This is a genomic window from Chromobacterium sp. Beijing, from assembly GCF_021496765.1.
Lineage (GTDB): Bacteria > Pseudomonadota > Gammaproteobacteria > Burkholderiales > Chromobacteriaceae > Chromobacterium.
The window spans coordinates 762,436-779,678 of record NZ_CP053750.1; the positions used below are offsets into that span (position 1 = coordinate 762,436).

The 17,243-nt window shown below is 59.9% G+C and carries 21 protein-coding genes; 1 reads left to right on the plus strand and 20 read right to left on the minus strand.

The annotated features are described in order from the left end of the window. Nucleotides 1–153 precede the first annotated feature (153 nt). The 20 genes from HQN78_RS03680 to HQN78_RS03775 all read right to left on the minus strand — a co-directional run bounded on the left by HQN78_RS03680 (nucleotide 154) and on the right by HQN78_RS03775 (nucleotide 16,352). Nucleotides 154–504 carry a hypothetical protein gene (locus tag HQN78_RS03680; protein ID WP_235087965.1) on the minus strand — a complete coding sequence of 117 codons (351 nt, stop codon included), beginning with the start codon at nucleotides 502–504 and terminating at the stop codon, nucleotides 154–156. Nucleotides 505–588: 84 nt separating this feature from the next. Further along, the gene (locus HQN78_RS03685; RefSeq protein WP_235087968.1) at nucleotides 589–1,665 is read right to left on the minus strand and encodes a hypothetical protein; all 1,077 of its coding nucleotides are present in this window, start codon (nucleotides 1,663–1,665) and stop codon (nucleotides 589–591) included. Further along, on the minus strand, nucleotides 1,662–1,991 hold the full coding sequence (locus HQN78_RS03690; protein ID WP_235087970.1) for a hypothetical protein: 330 nt from the start codon (nucleotides 1,989–1,991) through the stop codon (nucleotides 1,662–1,664). The genes HQN78_RS03685 and HQN78_RS03690 overlap by 4 nt, the downstream gene beginning before the upstream one ends. Further along, complete coding sequence (locus HQN78_RS03695) at nucleotides 1,988–2,374, minus strand: hypothetical protein (RefSeq protein WP_235087972.1); 387 nt, start codon at nucleotides 2,372–2,374, stop codon at nucleotides 1,988–1,990. Before HQN78_RS03695 ends, HQN78_RS03690 begins: the two co-directional genes overlap by 4 nt. Before the next feature lie 14 nt (nucleotides 2,375–2,388). After that, the gene (locus tag HQN78_RS03700; RefSeq protein ID WP_235087975.1) at nucleotides 2,389–4,152 is read right to left on the minus strand and encodes a hypothetical protein; all 1,764 of its coding nucleotides are present in this window, start codon (nucleotides 4,150–4,152) and stop codon (nucleotides 2,389–2,391) included. Next, a complete protein-coding gene (locus tag HQN78_RS03705; protein WP_235087977.1) occupies nucleotides 4,149–4,838 on the minus strand; it encodes a hypothetical protein in 690 nt (229 codons plus the stop codon). The genes HQN78_RS03700 and HQN78_RS03705 overlap by 4 nt, the downstream gene beginning before the upstream one ends. Nucleotides 4,839–4,840: 2 nt before the next feature. Then, the gene (locus tag HQN78_RS03710) at nucleotides 4,841–5,353 is read right to left on the minus strand and encodes a hypothetical protein (protein WP_235087980.1); all 513 of its coding nucleotides are present in this window, start codon (nucleotides 5,351–5,353) and stop codon (nucleotides 4,841–4,843) included. Next, nucleotides 5,353–9,174, minus strand: coding sequence for a phage tail tape measure protein (locus tag HQN78_RS03715; RefSeq protein WP_235087983.1), 3,822 nt, complete (start codon nucleotides 9,172–9,174; stop codon nucleotides 5,353–5,355). Before HQN78_RS03715 ends, HQN78_RS03710 begins: the two co-directional genes overlap by 1 nt. Before the next feature lie 115 nt (nucleotides 9,175–9,289). Continuing rightward, nucleotides 9,290–9,658: a hypothetical protein gene (locus tag HQN78_RS03720; RefSeq protein ID WP_114152758.1), complete on the minus strand. Its 369-nt coding sequence runs from the start codon at nucleotides 9,656–9,658 to the stop codon at nucleotides 9,290–9,292. A 41-nt stretch (nucleotides 9,659–9,699) separates the two neighbouring features. Next, complete coding sequence (locus HQN78_RS03725) at nucleotides 9,700–10,452, minus strand: hypothetical protein (RefSeq protein WP_107731721.1); 753 nt, start codon at nucleotides 10,450–10,452, stop codon at nucleotides 9,700–9,702. Continuing rightward, nucleotides 10,449–10,643 (minus strand): hypothetical protein, encoded by a 195-nt coding sequence (locus tag HQN78_RS03730; RefSeq protein ID WP_235087986.1) that lies wholly within the window; start codon nucleotides 10,641–10,643, stop codon nucleotides 10,449–10,451. Before HQN78_RS03730 ends, HQN78_RS03725 begins: the two co-directional genes overlap by 4 nt. Nucleotides 10,644–10,657: 14 nt before the next feature. Continuing rightward, nucleotides 10,658–10,984, minus strand: coding sequence for a hypothetical protein (locus tag HQN78_RS03735; protein ID WP_235087988.1), 327 nt, complete (start codon nucleotides 10,982–10,984; stop codon nucleotides 10,658–10,660). Nucleotides 10,985–11,076: 92 nt separating this feature from the next. Beyond that, nucleotides 11,077–11,505 (minus strand): gp436 family protein, encoded by a 429-nt coding sequence (locus HQN78_RS03740; protein WP_235087990.1) that lies wholly within the window; start codon nucleotides 11,503–11,505, stop codon nucleotides 11,077–11,079. A gap of 58 nt (nucleotides 11,506–11,563) precedes the next feature. Then, complete coding sequence (locus HQN78_RS03745) at nucleotides 11,564–11,899, minus strand: hypothetical protein (RefSeq protein WP_235087993.1); 336 nt, start codon at nucleotides 11,897–11,899, stop codon at nucleotides 11,564–11,566. A 92-nt stretch (nucleotides 11,900–11,991) separates the two neighbouring features. Next, nucleotides 11,992–12,765: a DNA adenine methylase gene (locus tag HQN78_RS03750; protein ID WP_235087995.1), complete on the minus strand. Its 774-nt coding sequence runs from the start codon at nucleotides 12,763–12,765 to the stop codon at nucleotides 11,992–11,994. Between the two features lie 80 nt (nucleotides 12,766–12,845). Next, nucleotides 12,846–13,040, minus strand: coding sequence for a Com family DNA-binding transcriptional regulator (locus HQN78_RS03755; protein ID WP_235087998.1), 195 nt, complete (start codon nucleotides 13,038–13,040; stop codon nucleotides 12,846–12,848). A gap of 148 nt (nucleotides 13,041–13,188) precedes the next feature. Continuing rightward, nucleotides 13,189–14,208 (minus strand): major capsid protein, encoded by a 1,020-nt coding sequence (locus HQN78_RS03760; RefSeq protein ID WP_235088001.1) that lies wholly within the window; start codon nucleotides 14,206–14,208, stop codon nucleotides 13,189–13,191. Between the two features lie 17 nt (nucleotides 14,209–14,225). Continuing rightward, nucleotides 14,226–14,612, minus strand: coding sequence for a hypothetical protein (locus tag HQN78_RS03765; protein ID WP_235088003.1), 387 nt, complete (start codon nucleotides 14,610–14,612; stop codon nucleotides 14,226–14,228). 9 nt (nucleotides 14,613–14,621) lie between these two features. Next, nucleotides 14,622–15,635: a phage protease gene (locus HQN78_RS03770; protein WP_235088005.1), complete on the minus strand. Its 1,014-nt coding sequence runs from the start codon at nucleotides 15,633–15,635 to the stop codon at nucleotides 14,622–14,624. Between the two features lie 90 nt (nucleotides 15,636–15,725). Continuing rightward, on the minus strand, nucleotides 15,726–16,352 hold the full coding sequence (locus HQN78_RS03775) for a hypothetical protein (protein WP_235088007.1): 627 nt from the start codon (nucleotides 16,350–16,352) through the stop codon (nucleotides 15,726–15,728). Between the two features lie 364 nt (nucleotides 16,353–16,716). On the opposite strand from HQN78_RS03775, the gene HQN78_RS03780 reads away from it, so the two are divergent. Next, on the plus strand, nucleotides 16,717–17,241 hold the full coding sequence (locus HQN78_RS03780) for a PAAR domain-containing protein (protein ID WP_235088009.1): 525 nt from the start codon (nucleotides 16,717–16,719) through the stop codon (nucleotides 17,239–17,241). Nucleotides 17,242–17,243 lie beyond the last annotated feature (2 nt).

Consider the following 17,243-nt stretch of genomic DNA (forward strand, 5'->3'; position numbering starts at 1 on the left):
GGTACAGCAGCACTAGATCGACGTCGAAGCTATCGATGCCTGGACCGGGCGGTCCTTGTTTGCCTGATTCAATGATCAGCTCTCGCTGAATGACGGGTGTTTCGATACGTTCAACTTGAGGCTGCGGCATCAGTTCAACGAGTTCCGATAGGGTCATTGCGCCATCACGCCCGGCCGTACTTCGAATTTGCCGCCCATGAACAAGTCAATGCGCCCGCTGGGCCATGTAACACGAAGGTCGAACACCGCTGCGCGCCAGTCGTAAGTTTTGGTTTGCTCCGCGGTGATTTTCAGCGTGATGGTGTTGCCCTGAACCGAGATGCCGCCGTTTTCCGTACTCAGGAAGATCAGCACCAGGCTGTCGCTTGCGCTCCCCTTTGTGACGAGCTCGAAACGTGCGCCAGTCAGATCGACCGGCTGACCGCCGGCGGTCCAGGCCCAGCTCTGTTCGAATGAACAGCCCTGAACAATCTGGAGCGGGTCTTTACGGATGTAGGGATGCATGATCACGAGGCCGTGGTACTGGACGATGCGGCCATTGTCCCGAACGCTCGGCCCTCACACAGGGGGGAAGTCCTTCGGCACCCCTCAGGCAAAGCAAACCGGCCCAGAATTGAACACGATTTGCCTGGTGACAGGGTGAACAGCTACGTGCGTTGCCCCCGCTGGCCACAAAGTACCGGTTCCCGCGACAAGGTCGACAACGCCGTAAGTAACAAGCTCAAGCCCGATCCGGGACGCAACCGTCACAAACCCATCGCCAACGACCTCGAACAGAATGTCTTGGCTCCACAAAAAATTAGGGGCTTGAAGGGCGCCAGATTGAATCTGCAAAGTCTTGGTATTAACCATGCCGGCCAATGGACCACGATCAATATGCTCAACCCAAAACTGGCCCAACTTGACCGGCCCGATCTTCCACTCAAACAATGCGGTGTAACGAGTCTTCGCTCCTTCAACGCCTGGCACTTCGGGAATCTCCTCTGTAGTAGAAGACAACATCACCGATTCGCAAAAGACAGGAACGACTTCGCTGCCGTATGGGTATGCCGCTACTTTCAGCCGCCGCTCATAGTAGTAACCAGACCGCGCCCCAAAGGACATGCGCTCATTGAAACTAATGCTCGCGCCAGTCGGGGTGAGTCGCAGTGTCACGGCATTGATGGAAAGCTTTCCCTCGAATGACAGCACTGCGGCGTTGCCGCTGGTGGATACCGTGGCGAGGCTCCACTTCCAGCCCCCGTTTGGTTTGAAAGCGTCGGCTACTGGTCCCCAATTCAGCGCAAAAACCCGCTTGGCCTTGCGGTTAAGACAATCCAACGTCAGCCCGGCCGCGGTGATTTCAACGGTCCAGACGTCAGCCGGGCCGAATGCAACCAACCAATCGCAGTTGTTGCTAAACCGCCCGTACAAATAGCAGCCGCTAAAGAAGGCCGCTCGCTGATAAATCGCGTAAGGCAGCCAGCGGTGGCCTGTTGTCGGGTCATACTGTTCCGGCCGATCCCAGCCGGGAACCTTCAGGATGGTAGAAATTCCGGTGACGCTATAGTTGATGACCTGGCCGTTAGGCAGCGTCAGGCCACCGTCCTTTACCAGCCCATGGTAAGGATGGCCGGCCTGGGTCGGCCGGGCGGCCGGCAACGGTGAACGGGTATCAAGTTTCACGGCGCAGCATACTCCATCACCACCTTTTGGCCTTTGGCATCGGTCAGCGTAACTTGCTTGATCGGCTGGACGCGGATGACGAACAGGCCGTCGCTGGTTGTCATGTTCGTTTCCGGGTGGTACTGACGCAGCGACGCGTCTTTTTCGACCAGCGGCCCGGCAATCGCACCCGTCGCCGGCAAGCTGGCAGCGCCGCTGCGGCCGACGCCGGTTTTGCCAGGCAACGCCCCCTTGGACGCTGGCGGCGGCAACGGGGATTTGCTGACGGTTTTGCGCTGGGTCTGCCCCAACGTGTCGGCAATACGTTTGGCTTCATCGTTCCTCATGCTTCGATCACCTCGCCCAGTTGCAAGCCAAACTGCTGCCATGCGCCGGCGCTGCCGGCATAGTTCCATTGCAGCCAGATCGGTCTTGCGTTGTCTGCACCGCCCAGCAGCGGCGTCGCCAACTCCAGTGCCTGGCCGGGCGCAGCGCTGGCAAGGTCGGCCTCGTTATGCGCCAGCCGCCATTCGCCGGGCAACTGCTGGCCGTTGTCCGCGGCCACGGTCAGCGTCAGCGGCGCGCGTGCCGGCGTAAATACGGCCTCGGCGCGGAGGGAGCCCAGGTAGACACAGCGGCGGACCTGCTGGCCGCTTTCCAGCCGCATCGCCAGCTGCGACAAAGGCAAGGTCAGCGCCGCGTCGTCAAAAAATTGCAGAGTGATTGCCATATGCGGCCTCCCAATTACGGGTTGAGAATGAGCGGATCAGCAGGCAGCGCCAGCTTGTGCTCCAACTTTTGCGCGACCTCGACCGGGTCGCGCAGCGCCGCCGGCACCTCCGGGGCGCTGATGCGAAACTCGGATGGCCGCTGTGCGCCGTCGGTGCTGGGTTCATCGCTGAATCCGAGAAACCCGTCGTGCTGCAGCGTGGCCATGCTGGATTTGTCCAGCACCGTGATACCGCCGGCACTGGTTGCCGCTGGCGGCGGAGGCTTGGGGGGCGTCGGCGGAGCCGGCAGCGGTGTCGCCGGCACCGTGCCCACCACCAACGCAGTGGATAGCACCATCGTTACTTCCACCGTGGCTTGCCCGTTGCCGGTGTCCAGGGTCTCGACCAGGCGCTGCACCTTGCCAGTACCCGATGCATGCGGATGCTCAACCGCGATGCTGTGGCAGACGTCCAGCGTCGAGTGCGCAGGCATCTGAAACGTGAGCCGGGTGTTGCGGTGGCTGGCCGCGATCTGAGCGGCCGCCACCGCTTGCAGCGTGCGAATGCCGGCGTTGGCTTCGGCGCGCCCTTGGCTGGGCAACTGGTCGAGATCACCGGCGGCCAGGCCCTGACGGTTTTCCCATGCCGAGGTGTCGGTTTCAACTGCGAGTTGGCCGTGCTGGCCGTCTTGTTTACGCACGCCGTGCACCGCGACCGAGTCCGGAGCCGTTACCGTGACCGTCCATTTCTCCATGACGTCTTGCGCACCACGCCAGGCCATCGCGACCTGGGCGCGGCTGCAATACGGATCGGCGTCCGGCTGGTCGGTAAACGGGTTTTTCCAGTTGTAGACCACGCCATTTTCCTGCCAGGTCTGCGACGGCGGCGCGGGATCGAATCGTGCGGACAACATGCCCCAGCCGCTGACGCCGCCGGCCGCGCTTTCTACCGTGGTCTTTTCCGGGAAGCGGAATTTGTTCGCAAAAAACTCGCGCAGCGGCTGGTCGTTGCTCCATGTGAATGTGTGTTGCTGTTCAATAAGTCGCGGGTAGCGGAATTCGAAGCTGGACACCACCGTATTCACCAGCTCGCTGAGCCGGTTGGTCTGCAGCCGCAACGAGCCGTCCAGAATGATGCCGGCGTCAAAACGCAGCGTCGGCGGAGTAGCGCGCCAGGCCGTCAGACGCGGCTGGCGGTAGACGTCCAGGTCGTAGCTGGCCTGCAGCGTGGACAACCGGTCTTCTGCGTAACGCAATGAGTCCGCGTCGGCGCTGAACACGGTATCCGACCAGGAACCGCCCAACAGCGTGGCGAGCTGCTGGCGGGTCTTGGTGGCGAGGGTATCGTTGCGCGCATCGGTTGCATGCAGGGTCAACAACTTGCTGCCGACTTCAAGTTCCGGCAACTCGACGACGCCGGTAAAACGCCGATGCCAAACCCCATCTGGCTGGCATTGCAGGTCGATCTGCACGGCGCGGCCGCTAACGCTGGCCAGCGAATACGGCCCGCCCGGCAACAGCTGCAGCTCGGCGATACGCGCCGCGCCTTCCTCCGCTTCGGTGCGGATCGTTCCCGTGACCCAGGCCGATACGTCCGCATCTCCCAGCTTCACCCGCACGTCCCAAATGCCGGCATGTTCGGCGCTGCCCGTGGCCAGCAAGCTGAGGCCCAGCCGCGGCGCGCCACTGCGGCCGGCGATGAACAGCAACGGCAGCGTCAGGGCCTCGCCGGCCGGCGGCGGCGCGTCAGCGCTGGCCAGCGCAGTGAGCGGGACACGGGCAAGTGGCGCAAGAATCATGGCAGGCGCAACTCATTGAGGACATAGGCGGCCGGCGCTTGGCTGGTATCGCCCCACATCGCAGGAACATGCACCAGCATGTCGAGATACCAGGCCCTGGTTTGACCCGGCCCCATCTGCGGCGGCACAACCGGACTCCCGTCCATTTTTTTGATCGTGCCGCCATCGTTCAGCAAGGTCAGTACATTGGCGCTATTGTTGGCGACGACAAAGGTACAGCGCGGCCACGCCAAGGCTTTGGTGCCCGGCGCATACACATAGCATTCGGTGCCGGCCGGCAGTGCGCTCAGGTCGAACAGCACCGCTGGCGCTATTGGTAGCGCTTCAGCCTCGAATGCCTCTTTCGGGCGCTTGATCAACGTGCCCGCCGCGCTAGCCGCCGATTGGGTGACAAATGCTTTGCACGGGACGCCATCCCAGTTGTGCTGGGTTTGCTGCATCTCGTCACCGACCCGCACCGGTTCCGCTGCCCTGATCACGTTGAATTCCTGGAAATCGGCATGCACCACCTCAGCTTTGCTGCCGTCGTTGGCTCGAATACAAATCACCGTTTTAGCGTTGCGCTTATCTATCGGCAGCAGCGTCATGCCAAAAACGCGGCGCATCAGATCGTCCGGGTTCGCCAACTTCATAGGCTCCAGCCCCGTCGGCAGGTCGGCAATCAGATCATTCCAGTAAATGAGCATTGCTATATCTCCTCGCAGCTCAACGACCAGGAGTAGCTGCTGTTGCGCATGTCGCCGCTGTCCTGGTACTCGGCGAACACGTTCAAAATCGGCCAGAAAGCCACCTCATAAGCGTCCGCGCCTGCTAGCAGCGTCAGCAGCGCGATGCCGTTTTGCACGCTCGTTTGCACCGGTACTCGATAGCCTTGGCGCAATGCGTAGCCGACTGGCGGGATGTCGGTGCGGAACGCCGGCAAGCCGATCTGCGGGCCGGCCGCCTGCAGTGTGCGCGCCGCGGCACAATGCAGCTCCAGCGGTTCGGCGGTGGGCAGGTTTGCCAGGCCGGCCGGCACCCAGCCGGAGCCGGACAACGTGGTTTTCAGCCGGCTCCAGCGTTGCTGGATGTGCGCGCTACCGTTGGCACTGCGCAGGATGCTGCGCGCCGCCAAAGTCTCGTACTGCTGGGTAAACGCTTGCAGCCTGGCTTCAAGGCTCAGTACGCGGCCGCCGATGATCAATGAGGGGGCGTAGTTCATTAGGCATTCTTCAGGTTAAGGCGCAGAAACTCGCGCTTGAAATCGGCCATCGCGTCGGGGTCGCCCTGGACGGTCAGCCTGCGGCCGCCGGCGACCAGGTCCAGCGAGCCCAGGTTTTTGCTAACGGCCTCGGCCGTGCGCGGGGCCGGCAACGATGCCAGCGGCGGCAGGCTGGGCAAGGAGGTCAACGGACGCAGGTTCGGCAATGCCGGCATGCGGCCGGCCAGCCCGCCCTGGGCAAATTTCGGAAGGCGCATCTGATTGAGCGCGTGCAGCAGGTCCACGCCGTAGTGCGACACCGCCGCCGATCTGAGTACGAATTCGCCGTCGGACAACCAGGACAAAATGCTGTCCGAGGTGCCGGTGCCCGGCCCCCGGATGTGGCCGCCTTCTGCGTTTTTCTGGATGTCGCCGGCGGCGGCCGCGGGCAAGGCGGCAGTGCCGGCCTGCGCCACCGTGACGGTGACGGTTTTGTCTTTCAGCGCGTCCAGCTTGGCTTGGATTTCGGCAATCTTGGTCTTGCCGGCCTCAATGTCGGTATCGACTTTGAGCCTGGTTTCCTTGCCCACCAATTCGGACAGCTTCTGCGTCAACGTGTCGATTTGCTTCTGCGCGTCGACCGCTTGCTGCTCGGTCGCCTTGGCATCGGCCTGCTGCTTTTGCTGCAGCTTTTGTTGCTCCTCGATCTCAGCGTCTTGGGAGCGGTTCAGCTGGTTGGCGGCTTGTTCCGCCAGCTCGACAGCGCGCTTGCTGTCCTTGATCTGCTCGCCCAGGCTCATTGCTGCCTGCGCCAGGCGTTTGGCCTCTGCGAAATTGCCGCTGTTGCGCGCGCGCCGGCTTTCGTTGAGCTTTTCCTCGGCTTCGCTACCGATATCTTTCTGCTGGTCGCCCTCGCTCATGTCGCGACGTTTCAGCGCCCGCAGGCGACCGGCGACGTCGTTATTGCTGCTCTCCTTGTCCGCCTTCAGTTCCTTGATCTTGTCGGCGGTTTTTTTCTCTGCATCCAGCTGTTTCTGCAACGTCGACTTGAGCTGCTCAAGCCGCTTTTTGGCTTGATCGATAGCGACATTGGTCTGATCCTGCTGCAGCGTGTTGCTGTGGGCGACGTAGCGTTCTTCCTCGCTGGTCAGCTTTTGCAGCCCCTTGATCTTGGTCGATATCGCGGCCTCAAATGAACGGGTACTGTCTTCCTGGAATTTCTTGCTTCTTTCCTTCTCCTTCGCCTCAAGCTCGGCCTTGGCCGTGTACAGCTGACCTTCCAGCTTTTTGCGCTCTGCGACTACCACCTTGGCGCGCTGCAGGTCTTCCTGCGCGGCCGCATACTCGCGCTGCTGGCGCGCCGCAACGAAGGCATCCGCGCTGTCCCATTTTTTCTCGGACTCCAGCGACGCTTTGCTTTGCCAGAACTTTTGCGCATTGCCCAGGCGCTTGGCGTACTCCTCCCGCTCGCGGTCGGTCAGCTTCTCCAACTCGTCCGCGCTCAGTTTCTTGAGGTTGGCATCGGCGGCATAGTCTTTGATTGCCTGCTGCGCGGCGGCTTGGCGCTGCTCGACAGCAGCGGAGATGTCTTGGTTTTCGCGCCAGAGTTGATACAACTCCATCAGTTTTGAAAGAGTAAATCCAAATGAGGCAAGCAGAGCCATATTGATGGCCAAGCCCTTGGCCGCAGCGGCGACCAGGCCCATGCCTCCGGCGACGCCAGGCATGGCCGCGGCGGCGGCCGTGGCCTGCGCCGCGGTGCCGCCCATCAAACCGGGCAGAGGCAACATAGCTCCGCCCAGGGTTCGAATAATTGCAGTGGATGCTGCAAGCCCACCAATGGCTAACACAGTCTGCTTAACGCCACTTGGCAGGTCATTGAAACCACGCAACAGGTCCGTCAAGAACGCCAATACCGGCTGGCCCTGGGCGATCAACTTGCCCAGCTCCAAGAGCAGGTCGTTAATCTCCGCCTTGAACTTGGCAACTTTCGCGGCATCGCTTTCTTGGACGATATTGAACGCCCCTTGCGCTGCGCCTGCCGCGCCCTTCATGCGTTCGATTTCGTCGGTCAGCGCGCCATAGTGCGAGGCCAGCGTCAGCACGCCGCGGGCACCTTCAATGTCCGGCACGATGGAGCGCACGGCGTCCAGGCTTAGGTTTTTCTCCGAAATCTGGCGGATGGTGTCCCCAAGCGAGGTCCACTCAATACCAAGCGCGTGTAATTTTTCCTTTGCCTCTTTTGTCGGGGCGGCCAACTGGACGATTGCGCCGTTGATTGAGGTAATCGCTTGAGGGGTTTGCACCCCGTTTTTGGTGAGCACCGCCAGCGCTGCGCCCAACTCTTCGAACGAGACGCCGGACGCGACGGCTGTCGGCACCACCTGGCCCAGCCCCTGGGCCAATGCGGGGAAGTTGGTCACGCCATCTTTGACGGTTTGGAACAGCACGTCATAGACGCCCTCCAAGTCGCCGACTTCTTTGCCGTAGGCGTTCAGTACCCCCAGCCCTACTTGAACCGCCGTGCCGACGTCGGTAAAGCCCCCTTTGGCCGCGACCGTGGCCTTATTCAGCACCGTCATTGCTTCGGCCGGGTGGTCGAAGTCGCGTGAGCCGAAGATGTCGGCCAGCGCGTTTGCGCTTTCGGTGGCGTCGACGCCCATCGACTTGGCCAGCTTGCACACCTCGCTATCGAACTGCGCCATTAACGGCCGGTTGCCGTCGATTTGTGTGCCGACTTTTGCGATGGCGGTGCCGTAGGCGAGGGTTTGCTGGGTGGCCTCATGCACAATAGCGGCCGCACCAACACCGGCGGTGGCCCGCCGCAGCATATCGCCAGCGCCGCTGGTGCTGGGCTGGGGCTGCGTCTGATTGAGCGTCAGATTGACGCCCTGGCTAGCCTGGCGCTGCAGCTCGACGATTTTCTTTTTCACTTGCTCGGCCGCTTGCTCCAATTGCTGGCTGCTGTAGCGACCAGAGCTCGCCATCGTCCTATAGGCGCGTTCGAGTTCAGCAATGGCCATCGTGGCCTGACGGGTCTGAACTAGGCCCAGCGTGCGCTCGGCGGCGGCCAGCCGCTGCGCCTTGTTGGCCGCTTCGATACGGCCGTTCAGCGCGGTCTGCTCGCCGGCCAGGTTGCGGGTGTCGACGCCGGCGGCGGCCAAGCTGTCGCGCATCGCGTTCAGCGATGTGACCTGGTTGCGCATTTGCGCACCAGCGCGCTGCTGGGCCAGCTCCGATTTGCGGACCTGGGCTTCCAGTTCCTGGACCGGACGTTGAGCATTTGCCAGGCCGGCACGGTAACGCTCCAGCGCCGCCTGCTGGTTGGCGTACTCGCTGCCAGAGGTGGCGACGCGGCGCTGCATCGCCTCGACGGCCGCGGTGGTGCTGTCGAGCTGACGACGAGTGCGCGCCAACTCGCCGGCGTACTGCTCTGCGCTGCCGCCGGCGGCGAGTGCCTCTTTGCGTGTCGCCGCGTATTCTTGGGCAGCGGCTCGCTGCGCGGCCTGGAGTTCGCGCAGTTCAAGTTTTTGCTGTTTAACAGCCGATGCGCTTTGCCGAGCCGCCGTCTGTGTTTGCGTCATGCCTTCCTGGAAGGCGGCCAGCGGCCCGCGTGCGGCCGCCAGCGCAGTCTGGTACGCGGCCGTCTCGTTCTTGAGTTTGAAAAACTCGCTTGCGGTTTGTTTTGCATCGGCCTGCGCCTTGCCGAACAGCTCCAGCCGCCGCGCGGCGGCCGTCATGTTCTCGATGGCTTGCTGGTGCGTGGTTTTGGCATTGCCGACCGCGGCAACGAAATCGTTGCTGTTGCCGCGGATCAGGTATTCCAGCACTTTAGCGTTCATGCCTTTGCGCCTTTGCTCAGGTCGTTAATCACGGTCAGGAAAAAACGCCAGGCATAGCTGCCGGCGTCGGGATGCCCGCATGCGATGACGCGGGCGAGCAGAGTCTCCAGCTCGTCTAACTGGCGAGCCACGGCGTCGCGGCTATCGTCGCCATTTGCACCTGCAGCTTTGCTTCCGCGAGCCTCGCTCGCATCCCGAAAAAAAGCGGGTTCAGATCCCTGCATGCGTCAACTAGCTGCTGCAGCTCAGACTGGCTGAAACTGTCGAGCCCAGCTGGCGACAAACTGGTCATCGCGGCCAGCTCGTCCAGACTCAGGTCGGCCAACAGCGTGCTACGCAGGATCAGGTCGGCCTGCAAATCGCTGTCTTCGGCAATCGCCTGGCCGACTAGCGATGTCACCATCAAGCCGCGGATATCGGCGACGGTCAGTTCCTGGATCGTGACTTGGTGTTCGCCGATGTTGAGGGTTTTTTGAATGCGCATGAGGGTCTCTCCAGGGCGCGGTGGCCGCGCCCGTTGGTGGGTTACTTGAGCAGGGTTTCGCGAATCCAGCGGCTGCGGTTTTCGCCGACTTGGAGCGGGTCTTCGAAGCATTCGAACTTGACCCCGCTGGAGCGATAGCCTTTGCCGAGCAGCGCAGTTTTATCCGCAAAACCAAATTTGCCCCGGAACAGATCGACCACCACTTCGCGGTTGCTGGCGCGGTTGATGCCCACGAACATTAGCGACCGTTCCTTGCGACTGCCGCACAGCCACTCGACGACGTTGGCCTCGGCGGCCTTGTAGCTGACTTTGACCTCGCTGCCATCGGTAATTTGGCCGCCCGGCGTCGGGATCGGGCCTGCCGCGGTGGGGAAGTAATCAACGCCGGCCTTATAGACCTTGGTGCCGGCCTTGTCGCTGAGCTGGTAGTCGCTGCCGCCGGCGTGCTCAATGCGCATCACTGAACCCTTGTAAGCGATGCAGACTTCGTCCGTCACCGTCTTGGCTTCGCGGGTGGCGAATGCCCCCTGGGTCAGTTCGGCAATGACTGCCGGGGAAAACTGCTGGACGTTGAAGTCCACCATGACGGACTTTACTCGGGCGAATTTCTCGAAATTGCCATTGCCCGTGAATGCATTGGGCAATTCCTCGGTCTCTTCGCTGATCGTGATTTCGGCCTTGTCGACCATTGCGAACGGCACAAATTTGTTTTCGCCGTAAACCGACCAGAAAAACTGGCCGTTGATGGCGTAGACATGTTTTTCGGTAGTCTCTTGGTACGGGGCGTAGCTCATTGTTCGTTCTCCTGCGTGGATTGGGTAGGTTGCGGCGGTGTCGCCGGGCCGTTGTCCGGCTCCGCGATACCGTGGCGGAACAGCCATTCCGCAGTGGATTCCGCGACGACCAGCACCGAGCCTGCCGGCAACTCGGTCCCGGCGTTCTTGTGGGCCTGGACGAGGCGGACGCTTTGCTTATGGCCAGCCATGTGGGCTCCTTTCATCAGGCGTAAAAGTCGGAGGTGAACAGCAGCGGGTAATAGCCGAAGCCGTCCTGGTACAGCGCCGGCGGCGGCGTGGCCGCTTCCAGCTTGTCGTAATGGGAGAAATCAGGAGACCAGCCCAACAAGGCATCGCGTACCTGGGCCAGCAACTGGCCGGCTTTGTCGAATGCGGCGGCGTTGTTGCCTTGCATCACGGCCACCACCAGCCAGTATTGCTGGATGAGGTTTTGAGCATCGGCCGACTGGCTGTCACGCGGCAGCACGTCGCGCTGATAGATCACGTACAGCGCTGGGGAGATCTGACTGCCGCTCGACAAATCGTCCATCTCGCCACGTTGTTCTATTGTTCGAACGCCTGCGATTTCAGCCCGCAGCCGCGCTACCAGGTGAGCACCCAGTGCCAGGTGATTGGGGCGCATCAGTACCCCTCCATGGTCTTACGCGTGAACAGCCGCGGGGGGCCGTCTACGACCACCGCGCCGACGGCGCTGGCCGGTGCTTTCGATTCCGGGAGACCAAGGGAGACGACACCGGTGGACACGTCGCGCAGCCAGCGCTGGGCAGCATCATGACGTTTGCTGATGTCTTCGCTGGGGCTGTCGAACAGGAAATAGCGGACCAGGTCGGCGGCAATGCGCTGCAGCGCGTCGGGCACATTCGGCACCGGCAGCAGATAGCGCTTGCCAAGATAGCTATTGATTAAGCTGGTGGCGTCGGCGATGGCCCGCTCCACTTTTGCCGTATTCACTTCACCGGTGTTGGTCGGATCGGTCGCGTTGAGCAGGAAGTCCCGGCCGAAGCGGGCTTCCAGATCAGGGGTGGTGATGTAGGGGCTAGATGCAGTCATGCCCGCATTGTGCGGGCATGATAAGGGGGGAACAGTCAGGAAGGGGTTCGGTAGTGCTTTACCAATCCCGGACCATCCGGTTCCACAGAATGGCTCCAACACCAATTCCCAGCAGACCGGCGTAGAACTTTAATTTGATCAGGAACCAAAGGTCGTCGATGCTATAGACCCTACTCACAGCCCAGGGCACATTGTCGCTTTGCATAATGGTCCAACCATGCGGAATAAACGTATGTGCCAGCAGGCCGAGCGCCAGAACAATGCTTGATGTCATTAGCCCCTTGTCCAGTGTTTTTTCGCACACAAAGCGCACCAGGAAATAGAGAGCGACAAAGGCAGCTGCATACCAAATCCCATACTCTTTTACGCTATCCAACTTATCAAAAAATCCCATGAATTTTCCTTTTTTTGGTAGTAGAGCCAAACAAAGTGCCAAGACCTATTTAAATGTTTGGCACGAAATGCTAGCACCCATTTTGAAGCCATTCAATTGGAATGTCGGTTGAGAATAATCAGCTCCCCGGCTTCCTTCCTAGCGGCTCCCTGGCCCACGGTGTAGCGAATGCTGACGCGTTCCTGGTAGAAGTCCTGGAACACCTCACGGATCGCTGGATGATCGTTGATGCTCAACACAAACTGCCCCCTGCACTGACGCATGATCTCGGCCAGTGCCACATACTCATCGAATGGGAAGGGCACGCCATAGCCCTGGGTTTGCCAATATGGAGGGTCTGCGTAAAACAGGGTGTGCGGCCGATCATAGCGCTGAATGCAGCTCTTCCAATCCAGGTGTTCGATCAAGGTCCGAGACAGTCTCAGATGGGCCGCGGACAGCTCCTCTTCCAATCGCAGCAAATTGAGCCGGGGCGCACTGGTGGTCATGGTGCCAAAGGTCTGGTTCTCGGCCTTGGCCCCAAAGGCCGTTTTCTGCAGGTAATAGAATCGGGCCGCCCGCTGGATGTCCGTCAGCGTTTCCGTCGGTGTCGCCTGCAGCCATTTGAAAATTTGCCGGGAGGTCAGCGACCATTTGAAGTGCCGGATGAACTCCTCCAGGTGGTGCTGGACGACTCGGTACAGATTGACGATCTCGCCGTTGATGTCATTCAGCACCTCAGCCTTGGACGGTGCCTTCAAAAAGAACAGCGCCGCCGCACCGCAGAAGGGCTCGACGTAACAGGTGTGTTTGGGGAACAGGGGCAAGATGTGCTTGGCTAGACGGCGTTTGCCACCGATCCAGGGCACAATGGGGTTGCTCGTCATGCTGGGCTCCAGTGGCTCTCTAGGGGCGCTGGAGTCGGGGCGCGAGGCCCTCGGGCTTTGGGCCGGGCGAATACCCGGCGTTACGGTTTACTGCGCTGTCGTCGCCGGTAGTCGAGGCAATCTCGCGCCGATGTTGGCATGCGTGGAGATGTAGCCACAAAGGCGTTCATGGCGCTGCACCGAGGGCACTTGATGCGCAGTTCCACATACCATCCCTCCGCCAGCTTCTTATGGCAACATCCGCACCGTATTTCCTCTGCAATGGTTTTATTCATGCTGCAAGTTTCTTGAAACCCGGTAGACTGGTCTCGCTTTCTGGCCAGAAAGTGACGGCCTCCGGGTTGGCTTGCAGGTGCTTCTGCAGGTCAGCTGGCCGGCGACGTGTTACCGCACGCCACCGGTCGCCGTCTCTCTACTGCTGCGCTATTTCAGCGCCAGTTCTACCAGCATCTCAGGGCGGAGACACAAAGGCAGCGGGTTGGACTGGGTGTGCACGTCGACGCCGCGGTCAAAATCGGTGTTTTTGATCTTGGCGTAGTACGGCTCACCGACCGTGCCCACCGCTTCCATGAAATCGCCTGGCGCATCGTAAGTGCGGAACGAGTTAACAGTCCCCAGCGGCACCACATGCCCACGACCCGGATCAATCAGCGGATGGAGTTTGTCCGTGCTGTCCGAGACCTCACCCACATATTCTTCGAAGGTCAAGCCGCCGAATTTGAAGCCGCTGCGGGTATCGCCTCCGAGCGCTTCCTGCGCCGCCGACCAGCCCTGGAACGCCTTTTCGACTTTGGGGTGAGCCGTCAGGGCATCGAAGAAATCCGCATCTACCCAGACCAGCTTGCTGGTATAGCGGTCGCCCATCAGGTTCTTCTCGATGTGGCGCGAGACATTCATGCAGGCGCGTTTGACATCGAATGCCGCATCGCTCAGCTTGAATTCGATGGTCTTTTTGGAGATGCCGTACTCCTTGAACAGGTCGTACAGCAGATTGCCGTCGCCATCCAAGATTTGGCCTTTGATCGCGCCCAGCATCATCCATTCCTGCGTCAAGTCATGCCGCGCTTTCATCTCCTGGAGACGGTCATTCACCACCGCGGCGACATCCGCAACCGGATCGGTCGAGCCAAAGCCACGGCTCCCGCTCAGGTCCGACGCCAGAATCGTATCGTCATGCGGGATGTGAGGGATGACGAAAGAGCGGACATTCCGGCCCTTTCGAGCAGACCGGCTGCCCGGCGCCCCAAGCTCTTTCGGACCGAGCAAGTGGAGCCGGCCATTCGCGTACTCGATAACAACAGTCCGCGTGTTGACCCCTTTGCGTGTGAAAATGCCGCGCTGACCGACTTTGCTGTACATGTTCGGCAGCAACTTAATGGATTCGGTGAGGCTGGCAACACCGAATGCCGGGTCTTTCAAAATATCTGCGATTGTAGTGGGCATATTGTGGTGTCCTTTGCTTAATTACGTTCGACGATCCGGGCACCGCGCGCGGACAACATGCGCACAGCCTGGCGGTAGTGCGCCGGTGCGCTGGTTTTTGCATCGCGCAACACCGGCAGGGTGTCCAGGGCCAACAGGCAGTTGCCGGCGACGATATTGGCCGCCCGCTGAGTGACGCCAGCCGCGGCCGCGGCCAACGGAGTGCGCACCACGCCAACGACGAACTCAGGCAGCGGGTCGGCGGCGTTGAGCCAGGGAACCGCCAGTTCGTCATCCAGCTTGTCCACGCCCAGCAGGGTGCCGGCGGCCAGCGCGGCCGGGCCGACGAGGACGCTCTCTTGCGACAAGCCAGGCTCGCCCTGGAGCGGGATAGTCGGCTTGATTTGTTCGGTGATGGTAGGCATGAAAACTCCTTATTTCTGGGCGCGGGCCTTGGCGTTGGCGATCAGCGGGTTGTCGCCGCCACCGTGCTGGCCATCGCCTTTTGCATTGGCGGCGCGCTGCGCATCAGCCGCGGCCGCGATGACCGGAGCGCCGGCGACGAAGTGGCGGAACGACGACATGTCGGCCGCGCACTGGGCGCGGAAGTAACTGCGGGAGGCCGGCGCGATCTTGCCGGCTTTGATTGCCTCGTCGAGCATTTGGTCAATCTCCGAGTCCTTCGCCCCAGCCTCATGCTGAGCCAGCGCATTGGCGACGCGTTCGTACTCTGCTTTGGGCACGAATCCGGTCAGCACGCTGTTGGCAACGGTTTGCAGCGTAGCGTCATCCGCTGCGCCGACGGCCTGACGCAAACTGTTGGCCGCGGTTTGATTTTCCTTCTTGGCCGTCACCAGCGCCTTGATCGCCTTAACGGCCGCGGCGGCATCTGCATCGGCCGGCAGGCCGAGCAGTTCCAGCAGTTTTGCTAATTCCACGATGGTTCCTCCATGTGTGGTGTTGAGGGCACGCAAAAACAGATTCGGGATATTGCTGAGAGCGGCCGAGACGATGAAGACCACGCGGCCGGTTGGGTCGAAATCGAAAACCGGGGACATATAGCGGTATTCTTTTTTGCCGATTTGATCGGCGGCGGCCGCGGTCCACTCGACGCGTGCCCAGACGGCCCCGCCTCGCTCCTCCATGGCCTTGATCCAGCCTGCGGCAGGCGCTTTTTGTCCGGTTTGCTGCACAAGCATTGTTTGGTGGTCGTAATCAAACACCGGCTCAATGCCGCCGCTTTGATCCGCCATGAACGCGCTCAGGATGGCCGGGATGTCTGCAAGCCATGGGCCGCGCCCATCCCTGCCGCTAAATTGTCCAGCCGGCAGCAACTGGACCCATTCCGGCACTTGACCATCGACGAGCTCAAGGCTCATAGAGCAGGCCGCTCGCGATGTCATATCGGCGGCGGAGTTGAGGGCGCGGAAGTAGGTTTGCGAGTTCATGGGCCGCATTGTGTTGCGGCCGCTTTGAGAAAAAACTGAGGAAGGAATTCGGTAGGGATAATTCGAAAATAACTTGGAACAACGTCCAAATTACGCTGACGGGTACATGTCTTCTCCGGTTAGCCTCTTATACTCTTCTTTTATGGCACTTTGATACTCTTCCTGATTGTCAATTAGCATTTGGGCCTTTCTCAAAGCACACATTTTGAGAAAACCGTCTAACTCATTTAATCCAAGCGAGGCTAGTAAGTTTCTTTCATTACACAGAAAGTAGATTAACTCATAGGTTTTTATCATTGATCCACTTAGTTCTGCGTCTAAATCAGATAGCTCAAAAATTAAGCTCTCGTATTTCGTTGTTGAGATTTTATGTAGCGGCATTTGCAATAGGTCTTTATCGGTACTTGCAACAAATGATTCATGACCATGCCTAAGGGCTATGAGTTCCATCTTCAAGTTTTGATTGTTTTCGTGCTTAACCAAAAATTCAAGAATTCTAAAAAAATTTGGTAATGCATCAAAGTTACTACGCAACTCTTTACCTAAAACAATAGCGCAAGCCTTTAGCTTAGACGCCTTCGATTTTTTTCTGCGTTTGGCTTCTATACACTCCCGAGTACAAAATAAGAGAACCGCCACAATCACTGATAGAGGTAATACTTTATTGGCTAACTCAGACAACCGGAGTACTTGGCAACCTAATTCATTAATGTCCACGGCTTGATACCATCTCAAAAAATGTGGTCAGTATGCCATAAGGTTGAGGCCAAAAGGGCTTGCAAGGCGTGTGCGGACGTTCCTCTTTGAGTGGAAGGGACCCTCGAACACGCAAGGGCAAGCTGGTCTGCCTACTTCAAGCTTCGATTTAACGCGAGTTAACGGGGGCTGGCTGTGTCTTGCTAGCCCTCTGGCAACCATCGCCCCATCCTATCCACCTTTGCCGCGATAGCGGGCGTTTCTGCGCCTCCTTCAAAACCTGCCCAAGCAAAGCCGAAGATCTGGTGGCTCGATACAAAGGCCAGTGTCTAAGAAAGCATGTGCAATCTAAAATGCGCACTTTCCTTCTCTTGCAGGTCGTTCAATGAAGCGAGTTATCCGCTTGGGAGACCCCACCGATCACGGTGGTTTTGTCACCAGTGCCGCATCGACCACGGTTTTCTTTGGCAAGCCGGTCGCTTTGATTGGGGATGCCGTGAGTTGTCCGAGACAGGGGCACACGAACTGCGTCATCGTCGAAGGCGATTCTTCTTGGGTCGTGAATGGTAAAGGCGTGGCGCTTGAGGGGCACAAGGTCAGTTGCGGCGCAACATTGATTTCCACTATGCCGGAGGTCGGCCGATCTTACGAAAGCAGCGGCTCTTCCTCATCGGGCATTGGAGCCGGCATGGCTCTGGCCGCCACAGGAGCCGCCTGCTTGCTCCAAATGTTCAATGAGAAATTCCAGCTCCTAGACGAGTCGTCCGGCCACCCCTTGGCTAACCATGAGTACGCTATTGTGCGAGCGGATGGAAAAGTCGAGCATGGCGTCACAGACGATGATGGACACACCCATCTTACAAAAGCCACTGTTGAGTCGGAAGAACTCAGCATCTACCTGGAGGGCTGAAC